At 58.7% G+C, this 13,289-nt stretch carries 12 protein-coding genes; 4 read left to right on the top strand and 8 right to left on the bottom strand.

The annotated features are described in order from the left end of the window. Positions 1-14: 14 nt before the first annotated feature. Positions 15-1,043, bottom strand: coding sequence for a tryptophan--tRNA ligase (gene trpS / locus AC2FIC_RS11330; protein ID WP_142635552.1), 1,029 nt, complete (start codon positions 1,041-1,043; stop codon positions 15-17). An 86-nt stretch (positions 1,044-1,129) separates the two neighbouring features. Between trpS and AC2FIC_RS11325 the strand changes: the two genes are divergently transcribed. Continuing rightward, positions 1,130-1,816, top strand: a complete 687-nt coding sequence (locus AC2FIC_RS11325) for a rhomboid family intramembrane serine protease (RefSeq protein WP_281995206.1) — start codon at positions 1,130-1,132, stop codon at positions 1,814-1,816. Here the strand turns inward: AC2FIC_RS11325 and murJ are convergent, their stop codons facing one another. Genes murJ through AC2FIC_RS11310 form a run of 3 tightly spaced genes read right to left on the bottom strand, consistent with a single transcriptional unit; the run spans position 1,817 to position 7,306 of the window. After that, the gene (gene murJ, locus AC2FIC_RS11320; RefSeq protein WP_281995205.1) at positions 1,817-3,358 is read right to left on the bottom strand and encodes a murein biosynthesis integral membrane protein MurJ; all 1,542 of its coding nucleotides are present in this window, start codon (positions 3,356-3,358) and stop codon (positions 1,817-1,819) included. After that, complete coding sequence (locus AC2FIC_RS11315; RefSeq protein WP_496691775.1) at positions 3,355-6,174, bottom strand: [protein-PII] uridylyltransferase; 2,820 nt, start codon at positions 6,172-6,174, stop codon at positions 3,355-3,357. Before AC2FIC_RS11315 ends, murJ begins: the two co-directional genes overlap by 4 nt. Then, positions 6,134-7,306, bottom strand: coding sequence for a penicillin-binding protein activator (locus AC2FIC_RS11310; RefSeq protein WP_282021626.1), 1,173 nt, complete (start codon positions 7,304-7,306; stop codon positions 6,134-6,136). The genes AC2FIC_RS11315 and AC2FIC_RS11310 overlap by 41 nt, the downstream gene beginning before the upstream one ends. A gap of 87 nt (positions 7,307-7,393) precedes the next feature. Here AC2FIC_RS11310 and rsmI point away from each other — a divergent pair, with 87 nt between their 5' ends. From rsmI to gshB, 3 genes are read left to right on the top strand one after another with little or no spacing between them, the layout of a single operon-like run. Next, positions 7,394-8,251, top strand: a complete 858-nt coding sequence (gene rsmI, locus AC2FIC_RS11305) for a 16S rRNA (cytidine(1402)-2'-O)-methyltransferase (protein ID WP_496691774.1) — start codon at positions 7,394-7,396, stop codon at positions 8,249-8,251. Position 8,252: 1 nt separating this feature from the next. Further along, positions 8,253-8,624, top strand: coding sequence for a YraN family protein (locus AC2FIC_RS11300; RefSeq protein WP_281995202.1), 372 nt, complete (start codon positions 8,253-8,255; stop codon positions 8,622-8,624). A 60-nt stretch (positions 8,625-8,684) separates the two neighbouring features. Continuing rightward, positions 8,685-9,617, top strand: coding sequence for a glutathione synthase (gshB, locus tag AC2FIC_RS11295; RefSeq protein WP_281995201.1), 933 nt, complete (start codon positions 8,685-8,687; stop codon positions 9,615-9,617). On the opposite strand, the gene AC2FIC_RS11290 is transcribed toward gshB, so the two are convergent. The 4 genes from AC2FIC_RS11290 to cobU are packed head-to-tail and all read right to left on the bottom strand — an operon-like array spanning position 9,614 to position 13,210. Next, on the bottom strand, positions 9,614-11,125 hold the full coding sequence (locus tag AC2FIC_RS11290; RefSeq protein WP_496691773.1) for a YifB family Mg chelatase-like AAA ATPase: 1,512 nt from the start codon (positions 11,123-11,125) through the stop codon (positions 9,614-9,616). The genes gshB and AC2FIC_RS11290 overlap by 4 nt on opposite strands. A 45-nt stretch (positions 11,126-11,170) precedes the next feature. Continuing rightward, positions 11,171-12,055: a glutathione S-transferase gene (locus AC2FIC_RS11285; protein ID WP_496870169.1), complete on the bottom strand. Its 885-nt coding sequence runs from the start codon at positions 12,053-12,055 to the stop codon at positions 11,171-11,173. Between the two features lie 58 nt (positions 12,056-12,113). Beyond that, entirely contained in the window at positions 12,114-12,692 is a 579-nt protein-coding gene (locus tag AC2FIC_RS11280) for a histidine phosphatase family protein (protein ID WP_496870168.1), read from the bottom strand. Next, positions 12,689-13,210 (bottom strand): bifunctional adenosylcobinamide kinase/adenosylcobinamide-phosphate guanylyltransferase, encoded by a 522-nt coding sequence (gene cobU, locus AC2FIC_RS11275; RefSeq protein WP_496870167.1) that lies wholly within the window; start codon positions 13,208-13,210, stop codon positions 12,689-12,691. The genes AC2FIC_RS11280 and cobU overlap by 4 nt, the downstream gene beginning before the upstream one ends. Positions 13,211-13,289 lie beyond the last annotated feature (79 nt).

Genomic DNA, 13,289 nt, shown 5'->3' with positions numbered 1-13,289 from the left:
ACGTCCAGAGCCAATCAGCCCCGTTTCGCACCAACCATGCCGACAATGTCATAGGTCTGCTGCAGGATCGGGGCTGCAATCGCCCGCGCCTTTTCTGCGCCATTGGCCAGAATGCGATCAATCTCGGCCTCTTCACCCATCAGGCGGGCCATTTCGGTCGAGATCGGAGACAGTTTGGCAACCGCCAGATCGGCCAGCATCGGTTTGAACTCGCCAAATTGCTTGCCGCCAACGTCGGCCAGAACCTGATCCGCCGTCTGATCGCTGAGGGCAGCGTAGATATTCACCAGATTGCGGGCCTCGGGGCGGTTGTCCAAGCCATCGACTTCCGAAGGCAGAGCGTCCGGGTCGGTCTTGGCCTTTCGGATTTTCTTGGCGATCGTGTCGGCATCATCGGTCATGTTGATCCGGGTCATGTCAGAGGGGTCGGATTTGGACATCTTTTTTGACCCATCACGCAAGCTCATGACCCGAGTTGCCGCACCTTTGATGACGGGTTCTGTCAACGGAAAAAAATCGACGCCATAGTCATGATTGAACTTAGTTGCGATGTCTCGGGTTAGTTCCAGGTGTTGCTTTTGATCATCTCCGACGGGAACATGTGTCGCGTGATATACAAGGATATCTGCGGCCATGAGCGCCGGATAGGCGAATAGGCCCAACGATGCATTCTGCGCGTTCTTGCCAGCCTTATCTTTGAACTGTGTCATGCGCTGCATCCAGCCAAGCCGGGCAACGCAGTTAAAAATCCATGCTAGTTGCGCGTGCTCTGGAACCTGGCTTTGGTTAAACAGGATCGATTTTTCGGGATCTAATCCTGATGCGATATACCCCGCGCACAGCTCACGCGTTGCGTGCTGCAACTCTTTGGGGTCCTGCCAAACGGTGATCGCGTGCAAATCGACCATACAGTAGATTGTCTGATAGTCGGACCCTTGCATCCGGACCCAGTTCCGCAATGCGCCCAAATAGTTGCCAAGGTGCAGGTTACCGGATGGCTGTGCACCGGAAAACACGCGCGGCGTGAACTTGGAATCGGTCATCGAAGGGAACTCCCGTCTGGAAAAATCAGCCCCCGTCGCTTACCCATGAGGCAAAGGGACGTCAACAGCCGCGAAAGGCCCGCCCAATGAGCAGTGAGCATTATACACCCGCCGTGAACCCTCTGCCGCCCGTGGTGGTGGCTTTGTGTGTGTTCATCATGGGGGTTGAACTGGCATTTACTCTAGGTACGCGCGGGATCATTGGGGGGCCAACTGCTGTAGGCTGGCGCCTGGACGCTTTGCAGCACTATTCGTTTTCGCCGGATATCTTCGACTGGATGGTGGAAAACGGGCGCTGGCCGTTCGAGCATCTGATCCGCTTTGTCACCTATCCGTTTGTATCCGGTACGTTCACACAGGCCATCTTTGTCTGCGTCTTTGTGCTGGCCATGGGTAAAATGGTGGCCGAGGTTTTTGGCAGCGTTCAGATGCTGGTGATCTTTGTGCTGTCGGGCGTGGGTGGTGCGCTGGCTTATGCACTGTTGCTGGATCCGCGCTTTCCGCTGGTGGGTGGGTTCCCTCCGGTCTATGGGCTGATCGGAGCGTTTACGTGGATATTATGGCGCAAGCTGTCGCTGGTGGGCGCAAACCAATCCCGCGCCTTCAGCCTGATCGCCGTTTTGATGGGCATTCAGTTGTTGTTCGGCCTGCTGTTTGGCGGAACGCTGGACTGGGTGGCTGATCTGGGCGGTTTCGCCACTGGTTTTGCCCTGTCTTTCCTGGTTGCTCCGGGTGGATGGGCGCGGATCGTCAGGCGTATTCGGCGCGACTGATCAGGATCGACGCAGAGCCTTTCTGAACTCGGAAAGTTTGAATGCACCAATCAGGTGGCCGAGCAGGAAATACGTGACTGCAGCAACGATGATCAAACCGAGCAGTGCCAGGTAACGCCAGCCTTCCAGGGCAAAGGCCCACCCAAACAGCTCAATAGCGGCATACAGGACAGCTCCCATCCCTAGGGACGCCGCAATGATCCGCCATGCCCTGTTCTTGAACCGGTTGTCAAACTGCGCTTCTTCCCCCATTTTTCGCGCGCCCAAGGCCAGCAGTCCAACCATGGCCCATCCGGCCACCGAGGCGGCAATCGCAGGTGCGAACCATCCCACCAACGGATACAGCCCGAAAGCCAGTGCAGCGTTCACGACCATCGCAAACACTGCATAGTGAAAAGGCGAGCGTGTATCTTCACGCGCGAAATACAAAGGCTGCAACAATTTCTGCAGCATGAACGCGGGCAGGCCGATGCCATAGATCGCCACGGCAAGTGCGGTGGCGGCGGTGTCTTCGGGGGTGAACTGTCCGCGCTCGAACAGAACCGAGACCAGCTGGGTGGGGATGAGCACAAAGGCAACGGTCGACGGGATGGTCAACAGCAACGTAAACTCACCTGCGCGAGAAAACGCATCGCGGGCGCCCGATTTGTCCCCAGCGCGCAGGCGGCGAGATAGATCGGGTAACAGGACGATGCCGACGGCGATGCCCACGACGCCCAATGGCAACTGGTACAAGCGATCCGCTGCAAACAACCAGCTGACGGCCTTTTCGGTTTTCGAAGCAACCAGCTGGCCCACCACCAGATTGACCTGTGTAACTCCCATGGCCAAGGCGGCCGGAACCGCAATGCGGACCATGTTGCGCATTTCAGGGCTGAGTTTCGGCAGGCCCGGGCGGATACGGATGCCCGCACGTTCGGTTGCAACCCAGACCAGCGCTAGCTGCGCAACTCCAGCGATGGGGATGACGGCGATCAGCCAACGGATGACCTCTCCGCCTGATATAGCGCCGGCGATCAGTGCTGTGCAGGCAAAGATGTTCAGTAAAATCGGGGCGGCTGCTGCAGCCGCGAAACGGCCGGTTGCGTTCAGCACGCCCGAGAACAGCGCCGCAAGCGACATGAAAAAGATGTAGGGAAAGACCACATATCCATAATCAACGGCAAGGTCGAAGCGGTCGTCACCGTAAAAGCCCTCAGCCGTCAGCCAGACCAGACCAGGCATAAAAACCATCGCCAGCCCGACCAGCGCCAACACCGCCACGGCCAGCAGGTTGAACGCGTCCTGTGCAAAGCCTTGCGCGTTTTCCCCGCCTTCCAGCCGTTTGGAAAACATCGGCACAAAGGCTGCGTTAAACGCACCTTCGGCAAAGAAGCGGCGGAACATGTTGGGCAGGCGAAAGGCGGCGACGAATGCATCCATTACTGGCCCGGGCCCGATGTATGCGGTCAGCAGGATTTCCCGCAGAAAGCCCAGAATACGGCTGGCCAGGGTCCAGAACCCGACAGTGAACAGGCCTGAAAACAGCCGGATCTGTTTCATGAGACCGCGCGCTCGGCGCCTTCGGAGATGGCCTTGCGCAGCTTGGCCTCAAGCCCGCGCTGCTTGCTTTCCGAGTGATATTTCAACCCAAACATATCCTTGACGTAAAAGGTGTCCACCACCTGTTCGCCATAGGTCGCGATCACCGCATTGGCGATATAGACATTGGCTGCAGCAAGCGTTCGTGTCAGATCATAAAGCAGACCGGGCCTGTCCCGGGTATCGACCTCGATGATTGTGTAGATCTCGGACCCGTCATTGTCGAAGATGATATGGGTCGGCACGTTAAAGGCCCGTTCGCGTTTCTTGATCTTGTCGCGCGATTTAAGGGCATCCCGCGCCACGACCTCGCCTTTCATGGTCTTGTGGATCATCTGTGTCAGGCGCGGCAAACGGCTGGCCTCGAACGGGTGTCCATCGGCGTCCTGAATCCAGAACGCATCGGTCACATAGCCGTCTTTGGTGGTATAACTGCGGGCATCAACCACATTGGCCCCGACCAGCGCCAAAGCGCCTGCGATACGGGCAAAAATGCCGGGGTGATCACCCATGGCAAAGCAGGCCCGCGTCGCGTCGCGGTCTTCATCCGGGTGCAGACGGATTTCCATCGCGCCAGCATCACCGCTGCGGTCCAGCTCTTTCAGCATCTCGGCAAATTCTACATGGGTCGAAAGGTTCAGGCCCTGCCAATAGGGGTCATAGTGCCGACCCGTCTCGGTTTTGAGGGCGGCTTTGGTCCATTCCGCCAGCTCGGCCCGCAACGCCTTTTTGGCACCGGCACCGCGATTGGCACGGTTGAGGTCTTCCATCCCGGTCTCAAGCGCGCGCTTGGTTTCTGCATGCAGCGCGCGTAGCAGGGTGGCTTTCCAGTTGTTCCAGGTGTTGGGTCCAACGCCGCGAATGTCGCAGACGGTCAACACGGTCAGTAGGTCCAACCTTTTGACTGTCTTCACGGCCTTGGCAAAGTCGCGCACCGTGCGCGGGTCGGAAATATCGCGTTTCTGCGCCATGTCCGACATCAACAAGTGATACCGCACCAGCCATTCCACGGTTTCTGAATCCGATTTGTTCAGACCCAGCCGAGGTGCAATCTTTCGGGCCATCTGTGCGCCCAAAATCGAATGATCCTCGGGTCGCCCCTTAGCAATGTCATGGATCAGCAGAGCAACATACAGAACCTTGCGATTGACCCCTCCTTCCAGGATTGAAGACGCAAGCGGCAGGGATTCCCCCAACTCTCCGCGTTCAATCTGGGCCAGATTGACGATGCACTGAATGGTGTGCTCATCCACCGTATAGCTGTGGTACATGTTGAACTGCATCATCGCCACGATGTGTTCGAACTCGGGCAGAAAGGCCGACAGCACCCCCAGTTCGTTCATGCGGCGCAGGGCGCGTTCCGGGTTGCCGTGTTTCAGCATCAGGTCGAGAAAGATGCGCCGCGCCTCTTTGTCTTCGCGCATGTCGTCATCAATCAGGTTCAGGTTGGCGCTGACCAGCCGCATCGCGTCCGGGTGGATCAGCATGCCGGTGCGCAGACCTTCCTCGAACAGGCGCAGAAGGTTCAGCTTGTCCGCCAGAAACTTGTTCGGGTCGGCTACGTCCAGACGTCCATGGACGACTTTGTATCCGGCTTTGATCCTGGGGCGGCGGCGGAAAATACGCTCTAGCAGAGGCGCGCCTTTCATATGCGTCGCCTCGAGTTTGGTCAGGAAGATGCGCGTCAGCTCGCCAACCTTCGTGGCCTCGCGGAAATAGCGCTGCATAAACACTTCGACCGCCCGACGACCCGCCCGGTCTTCGTATCCCATTCGGGAAGCAACCTCGACCTGCATGTCAAAAGACAGTTGTTCGGTTGCGCGCCCGGTCACCAGATGCAAATGTGAGCGAACGGCCCACAGGAAATCTTCGGCTTCCACAAAAGTGCTGAATTCCTCGGGGGTGAACAGACCCAGCGGTACCAACTCGGCCACGTCCTGAACGCTGTAGATATATTTGGCAATCCAGTAGAGCGATTGCAGGTCGCGCAATCCGCCTTTGCCCTCTTTTACGTTGGGCTCGACCATATACCGCTCGCCCTGTTTCAGATGGCGCGCGTCGCGTTCCTGCAGCTTGGCCTCGATGAACTGGCGCTCAGTGCCTTTGAACAGATCGTCTTTCAGGCGCGTTTCCAACTCATTTGCCAGATCGGCGTCGCCAGCCAAATAGCGCTGTTCCAACATCGCGGTGCGAATGGTGAAATCCTCGGATCCCAGGCGCAGGCAATCCTTGATGGTGCGCGAAGAATGCCCGACCTTCAGCCGCAGATCCCACAGGATATACAACATGGACTCGATCACACTCTCTGCCCAGGCAGTGATTTTGTAGGGGGTCAGAAACAGCAGATCGACATCCGAGGACGGGGCCATTTCCCCGCGCCCATAGCCGCCCACTGCCAGCACGGCCATTTTTTCACCCTGTGTCGGCGTGGCCAGCGGGTGAAGCTCGCGACTGGCCACTTGCATCGCGGTGCAGACCAGCCCGTCGGTCAGGTAGGTATAGGAATGGGTCAGCCGCCGCGCGTCAAATGGATCGCGGACAAAGGCATCGGCGATTGCCTGACGACCGGATTTCTGGATGTTGCGCAAAATCCGCACGGTTTCGCCGCGCCTTTCGGCGTTATCAGATGTCTTGTCGAAGGCCTCTGACAGCTGTGCCATAACGGCTGCGCTGTCAAAGATTTCTTCGGGCTGGCAAATCAGGTCACCCCTTGGGATGAGTGTCAGAGCCAGCCGATCAGAATCCGGCGCCAGAGAAGCTTTGTGGGGCAGGGTCAATCACAACCACCTGTTTGTTCTGGATCGTGGCAATGGCCAGACCGCGTTCATTCGTACCGTTGGGTCGCAGACGGAAGATACCGCCAACGCCCTGAAAACCGGCGTTCTGAGTTAGGGCAGATGCGGTCAGAGCGTCGGATTTGCCCTGGCTGACCAAGGCAGCAATCGCGGCTATGCCATCATAGGCTAGGCCACTGATCGGATGTGGTGCCTCGCCATAGGTGTTGTTGTACCGCTGACGATAAGCCTGTGCCTTGGATGGGTCCGGCAATGCGAACCAGCCACCCTGAACGCCTGGCAGTTCCAGTGTCTGGGCCGGGATGTCCCAGCGAGTCAGACCCATATATTGCGTGGTTGCCGGGGAGACGCCCGCTTCTGGTAGAAGCTGGGAATACAGCGGCAACGCCCCTGCAGTGGTCGAAGTCAGAAAGATCGAATCCGCCCCCGAGGACGCCACAGTAGCTTTGATTGTCGGCACCGAGTTGATGACCCCCTGCTGAGAGCGGTCATAGCCGACCGTGCCTGCGTTACCCACTCGGCTGTTGCTCAGCGCGGTTGCAATAGCCGATTGTCCAAGCCGCCCGGCAGCATCGTTGCTATGCACGATGACCGTTCCGGTCTTGCCGCGCGAACCGGCATAGTTGACCAACCGGTTGGCGGTGTTTTCAAAAGTAGGGCCGAGCACGAAGACATTGCCGCCTGCGATGCTGGTATTGTTCGAAAACGACAGCAGATTGACCTTGTTGTTCAGTACCGCAAGACCAGCTGAGTTTGCCGCCTGGGCGTAGACCGGACCGATGATTATCTTTGCACCGTCTGCCACGGCTTGCTGCGCGACTGTTGCGGCGGTACCCGAATTGCCCCGGGTGTCGTAGACCCGCAAATCAATCTGTACATTCTGCAGATCGGACATCGCCAGGCGGGCTGCGTTTTCAAGGCTACGCGCCAGTTCAGCATCCCCGGAATTTCCAGATCCGGCCGGAACCAGCAAAGCAACCGGTACAGGTTTTGAGGTGTTGATCGACGGGCCTCCGCCGATACTGCTGACGTCACACGCCGCCAGAATGGTCGCGGTGGCCAAGACGGCGGCTGCACGCGCCAACTTGCGAACGGGCTTGCAAACGGTAAACATCTAAATGAAAACTCCCTGATCCGGCGGCTTGGGATGCTGCCATTATTTGCGCCGCGATAATAGACGTCACGCTGTGAGGGTCCAGCTTTGAATTTTCAAAAAGTCAAATTGGGCACGGGCCTGTATTTTGTTGCCACTCCGATCGGGGCGGCGCGCGACATTACGCTCAGGGCGCTAGACGTGTTGGCGTCGGCGGACATGATCGCCGCCGAAGACACGCGCAGCCTGCGCCGGTTGATGGAGATTCACGGCGTTCCGCTCGAGGGGCGCCGCATTCTTGCCTATCACGATCACAGCGGTGCAGGCGCCCGCGGCAAAATCCTGGACGCGCTGGCTGAGGGGAAATCGGTGGCCTATGCGTCTGAGGCCGGGATGCCGTTGATCGCGGACCCGGGATACGATCTGGGACGACAGGCGGCCGAGGCGGGGCACACTGTCACCTGCGCGCCGGGGCCGTCCGCCGCGCTGATGGCGCTGACGCTGGCCGGTTTGCCGACGGATGCCTTTTTCTTTGCGGGGTTTTTGCCCAATGCCTCAGGCGCGCGCCGGACGCGGATCGAGACGCTGCGAGATGTGCCTGGAACGTTGGTATTTTATGAATCTCCGAAACGTGTGGCGTCCTGTCTGTCGGATCTGGCCGAGGTTCTAGGGGAAAACAGGCAGGCCGCGATGTGCCGCGAATTAACCAAGAAATTCGAAGAAGTTCGGCGCGGGTCGCTGGCAGAGCTGGCAGAAGAATTGGCGAGTCAGACGGTCAAAGGCGAAATTGTTCTGCTGGTAGACCGTGGGGCTTCGGAAACTGTTAACGATTCAGACATAGAAGAGGCTTTGATACGCGCCCTGGAAACTCATTCAGTACGCGATGCGGCGGATTTGGTGTCGCAGATGTATAAACTGCCGCGTCGACCGATCTATCAGAAGGCGCTGAAACTCGGGAAAGGGTAAGATGACCTCACGCACTGTCCGAAGTTCGGTTTCTTATCATGCGGGTCAGGCGGCGGAACAGCAAGTTGCGGCAGATTACGAGCGGCGGGGATATTCCATAGCACATCGCCGTTGGCGCGGGGCAGGGGGCGAGATTGATCTGATCGTCCGCAACGGTGACGGATTGGTTTTCGTCGAGGTCAAGAAAAGCACAAGCTTTGAGATGGCTGCTGCCCGGATCAAACGGCGCCAGATGGACCGTATCTGTGCCTCGGCCGCCCAATTTCTGGAAGGGGAACCCAACGGCCAGCTGACAAATGTTCGGTTTGATGCGGCTTTGGTGGATGCATTCGGCGCGGTGCAAATCATCGAAAACGCCTTTGATCAGGTCTGACCCCATTGAACCCCCGGCCTGGCTGGGCCATGTATCTGGCGTGAAACTGAGGGACACGCCATGAAAATTGCCTTTCAGATGGACCCGATCGGGGCCGTGGATATCAATGCCGACAGCTCATTCCGTCTGGCCGAAGAGGCACAGGCGCGCGGGCATACGCTGTTCTTCTACAGCCCTGACAAACTGGCTTATCAGGAGGGCCGGATCACGGCCCGCGGCCACGATATGACGGTGCAGCGCGTGGCTGGAAACCCGGCGGAATTGGGGCCCGAGCGCGAGGTTGATCTGGCCGAGTTCGACGTGGTCTGGCTGCGTCAGGATCCCCCGTTTGACATGCACTATATCACTTCTACCCACCTGCTGGACCGGCTTAAGGGACAGGCGCTGGTGGTAAATGATCCATTCTGGGTTCGGAACTATCCCGAAAAACTCCTGGTGCTGGATTTCCCTGATCTGACGCCACCGACAACCATCGCCCGCGATCTGCAGACGATTAAGGCGTTCAAAGAAAAGCACGGCGATATTATCCTGAAACCGCTTTATGGAAATGGCGGTGCGGGGGTGTTCCGGTTGGATGGCAACGACCGGAACCTGACATCTTTGCACGAATTGTTCACCGGGTTTTCGCGCGAACCTCTGATCGTTCAGAAATTCCTGCCCGATGTCAGCAATGGCGACAAACGGGTCATTCTGGTGGACGGTCAGGCTGTGGGTGCAATCAACCGTGTTCCCGCCAAAGGTGAAACACGATCCAACATGCATGTGGGGGGACGGCCCGAAAAGGTTGGTCTGACGGATCGCGATCTTGAGATTTGCGCAGCCATTGGACCTTTGTTGAAGGAAAAAGGGCAGGTTTTTGTTGGTATCGATGTAATCGGCGATTACCTGACCGAGATTAACGTGACTTCGCCAACCGGAATTCAGGAATTGGAACGGTTTGATGGCGTGAACATCGCAGAAAAGATTTGGCAGGCCATCGAAGCCAGGCTTTAAGATGCAATATTGGCGCTGATGCGAAAGCTCAGCGCCTCGGCCACATGGGGTCTTCGGACATCTGATGCGCCGTCCAGATCGGCAATTGTGCGCGCGACCCGCAAGATGCGGTGAAAGGCGCGCGCTGACAAACCAAATTTCTCAGCCGCTTTCAACAGCAGCTCTTTTCCTTCGGCATCCGGCGCGGCGATTTCTTCCAGCACATTGCCCTCAACATCCGCATTCTGGCGCGCGGACGTTCCAGTGTATCTTTGCGCTTGAACCGCACGCGCCTGCTCGACACGCGCGGCTACCGTGGCCGAACTGTCCCCGGATGGAGGCAGGTCAAGGTCGGTGAACCCGACCGGAGGCACCTCGATCCTCAGGTCGAACCGATCTATCAGCGGGCCTGAAATGCGTCCCAGATAATCCTCGCCGCAGACCGGCGCACGCGAACAGGCTCGCGCCGGGTCCGTCAGGTAGCCACATTTGCAGGGGTTGGCGGCGGCAACCAGCATAAAGCGGCAGGGATATTTCACATGCGCATTGGCACGTGCAATCATGACCTCTCCGGTTTCGATGGGTTGGCGCAGGGTTTCCAGAACGGTTCGTGGGAATTCGGGAAATTCATCCATGAACAAAACCCCGTTATGGGCCAATGAGATTTCTCCTGGTTTGGCTCCTTTCCCTCCACCAACAATGGCCGCCATCGATGCCGTATGATGCGGTTCGCGAAATGGTCTGGTGCGGCTGATGCCGCCTTCGTCAAGCAGGCCGCACAGGGATTGGATCATCGAGGTTTCAAGCGCCTCGGCCGGTGTCAGGGGCGGTAAGATCCCCGGCAGGCGCGCGGCCAACATGGATTTCCCGGACCCCGGCGTGCCGATCATCATCAGGTGGTGCCGCCCTGCGGCGGCAATCTCCAACGCGCGTTTCGCCCGCTCTTGCCCTTTGACATCGCGCAGGTCGCGGGTGCTGGGGGAAAGGTTGACCTCGCCGGGCAGGGCAGCGGGCAAAGGGGCTTGGCCCGAGAAGTGGCGGACAACATCGCCCAAAGATTCAGCGCCGATCACCTGAGTAGCGTCAACCCAAGCCGCCTCGGCGCTGGAGGCCCGAGGGCACAGCAGGGTTCGGTCCTCGGCCGCGGCGGTCATCGCGGCAGGAAGCGCCCCGACAACAGGCACAAGAGACCCGTCCAGTGACAATTCCCCCAGTGAAACGGCCCCTTCAGCCGCGTCCTTGGGAATGATTTCCAGGGCTGACAGCAGAGCCACCGCAATGGGCAGGTCGAAATGGCTGCCTTCTTTGGGCAGGTCAGCGGGGGATAGGTTGATGGTGATACGCTTTGACGGTAGGGCAATGGCCATCGAGCTTAGCGCGCTTCGGACGCGATCGCGGGCCTCTGAAACTGCTTTGTCGGGCAGGCCGACGATGGAAAAGGCAGGCAACCCCGGTGAAACCGCGCATTGCACCTCGACCGGGCGGGCGTCGACACCTTGAAAGGCGACTGTATGAGAACGAGCGACCATGAACGACCTGCTTGGTTAACAGGTCGTTACTGGCACGCCGCCGGTTTAGGAATCGTTAACGGCGCTGACCATCTGAGTGAATTTCGGCCATGCCTCCGGATCGGCGAGGGTTTTGTCGCGGCAGAACCCATTGCAGAATCCCCAGCGCTGACCGTCCAGGTCCAGAAAATCTGTGACGGGCTCTCCGGAATAGGGGCAGGTCTGGTTGACCGAGGGACCGCTCTGGGCGGCCACAGCAGACGATGCCCCGCCGATTGGCCAGGGATCCGATTGAAGGTCCAGCGAATACGGGAAAGGGTCGTACTGGACTGTCAGACCCATCGCACGCCACTGCCTGACAACCGGATCCGACAGGAGGGTCAGGCAATAGTCCCGGTTGGCGTCCGAAACAGGCAGCCCATAACCGATGATCCGCGCGGCAACGGGCGTGTAAAACACATCCACCAAAGAATATGTACCGAACAAAGGGCCGGTGTTCGCCCCAGACACTTGGCGCGCATGATCCCAAAGGGTTTCGATCCGGCGCAGGTCAGCAAGCGTTTCGGCCGCCGGTTCGAACCCCTTCCAACTATGAAGCAGCTGCATCGCGCATTCCCCGCGCAGGGCTGAAAACCCGGCCACCATCTCGGTGCAAAGCCACCGTGCAGTGGCGCGGGCAGCCGCGTCAGAGGGCCACAATCCGGCCTGTGGGTGGCGTTCAGCCAAGGTCTCGGCCATGGCAAGGCTTTCACCAACCACTGTTCCGTCTGGCAGGCGCAGAGCAGGCACCAGACGCGCCGGGAACAGGGGTTTCATATCCTCGGCCATAGTGCCTGAATAAAGGCCGATCATGTGGTTTCGATAGGGCAGGTCGAACTTCTCCAGCATCAACCAACCACGCAAGGACCAACTGGAAAACAGGCGGTCTCCGATAAACAAATCATAGGTCATGGGTCTAGGATGACTCAGGCTATTCAATCCGTAAAACAGAGATTTGTGCGCGGCCTGATCACGGGCAGTGATTGATCCGACCGACCGACCAACGGTCGCCGTGATGGGTGATCTCCGTCACGGAAAGATTGTCGATCCGGTGGCCGAAAGCCTCTTGCGCGTCCACATCCATGGCACGCTGGACCTGTGTCAGGATGACGCCGAAATGGGCAACAATGATCAGGTCCTGGCCGGTGTGATCGCCAATCAACCTGTCAATAACCGCGTTGACGCGGGCTCGGACTTCATTCCAGCTTTCGCCGTTTGGCGGGCGAACTTCACCGGGATTGTCCCAGTAGGCGAAGGTTAGTTCGGGGTCTTCGGCCTCGATTTCCTCGAACCCGCGCAATTCCCAACTGCCAAAATTGATCTCTCGCAGGTCGGGGTGGTGGGGCAGGCGGTGCCGGGTGCCCTGTACCGCCGAAGCCGTGTCAGCGGCACGGCACAGGTCGGATGAGATCAACAACCCGTTGGTTGGCAGGTAGCTTTGTAGCCGACCAATGGCGGCGTGGTCGCTTAGGTCAGCAGGCAGATCGGACCAGCCGACCATGGTTTTGGCATGGGTCGGACCGTGCCTGACTAGATGCAGACGCGTCATGGCAGTTGCCCTTTCAACACCACAGGAAGCCCGGCAGTGACCTGAACCACCAGATCAGCCTGCGCGGCGAGCGCGATGTTCAGGCGGCCTTGCGCCTCGCGGAACTGACGAGACAGGGCGTTGCCCGGGACGATCCCGTGGCCAACCTCGTTCGAGACGATGACGACCGGGGCAGGACAGTCTCGTAACGCATCAAGCAGTGCCGTTTGGGCCTGCTGCAGGTCGTGTTCCGCCAGCAGGTGATTGGTTAGCCACATGGTGGCACAATCTATCAGACAGATCTGATCCGGGGTCCGCTCGGCCAGCGTTGCGCCAAGGTCCAGGGGGGCCTCGATCGTTTCCCAACCGCTGCCGCGCTGTGAAACATGGCGCTTAACCTTATCGCGCATCTCATCATCAAACACTTGTGATGTGGCCAGATAAACGCGGCTTTTCCCTGATAAAACAACAAGTTGCTCGGCGAATGCCGACTTGCCTGAGGCTGCTCCGCCCAGCACAAAGGTTAAATCCGAACCCACGATCATTACCTTTTAAGTGATCCACCTGGTGTTGTTCTGCGTATCGACCATGGGTCGGCAAGGCAAGCCCGGGCCGCGC

The sequence above is a fragment of the Ruegeria sp. CDSC079 genome, assembly GCF_059610505.1.
The sequence above is the reverse complement of the archived record's forward strand: the minus strand, read 5'-3'. Positions and strand labels throughout refer to the sequence as shown.

Coding starts and splice junctions, on each gene's coding strand:
- gshB (WP_281995201.1), top strand. CDS start 8,685: ATGAAAATTGCCTTTCAGATGGACCCGATCGGGGCCGTGGATATCAAT.
- AC2FIC_RS11285 (WP_496870169.1), bottom strand. CDS start 12,055: ATGACCTATGATTTGTTTATCGGAGACCGCCTGTTTTCCAGTTGGTCC.
- AC2FIC_RS11280 (WP_496870168.1), bottom strand. CDS start 12,692: ATGACGCGTCTGCATCTAGTCAGGCACGGTCCGACCCATGCCAAAACC.
- murJ (WP_281995205.1), bottom strand. CDS start 3,358: ATGAAACAGATCCGGCTGTTTTCAGGCCTGTTCACTGTCGGGTTCTGG.
- AC2FIC_RS11310 (WP_282021626.1), bottom strand. CDS start 7,306: ATGTTTACCGTTTGCAAGCCCGTTCGCAAGTTGGCGCGTGCAGCCGCC.
- AC2FIC_RS11300 (WP_281995202.1), top strand. CDS start 8,253: ATGACCTCACGCACTGTCCGAAGTTCGGTTTCTTATCATGCGGGTCAG.
- AC2FIC_RS11290 (WP_496691773.1), bottom strand. CDS start 11,125: ATGGTCGCTCGTTCTCATACAGTCGCCTTTCAAGGTGTCGACGCCCGC.
- trpS (WP_142635552.1), bottom strand. CDS start 1,043: ATGACCGATTCCAAGTTCACGCCGCGCGTGTTTTCCGGTGCACAGCCA.
- AC2FIC_RS11325 (WP_281995206.1), top strand. CDS start 1,130: ATGAGCAGTGAGCATTATACACCCGCCGTGAACCCTCTGCCGCCCGTG.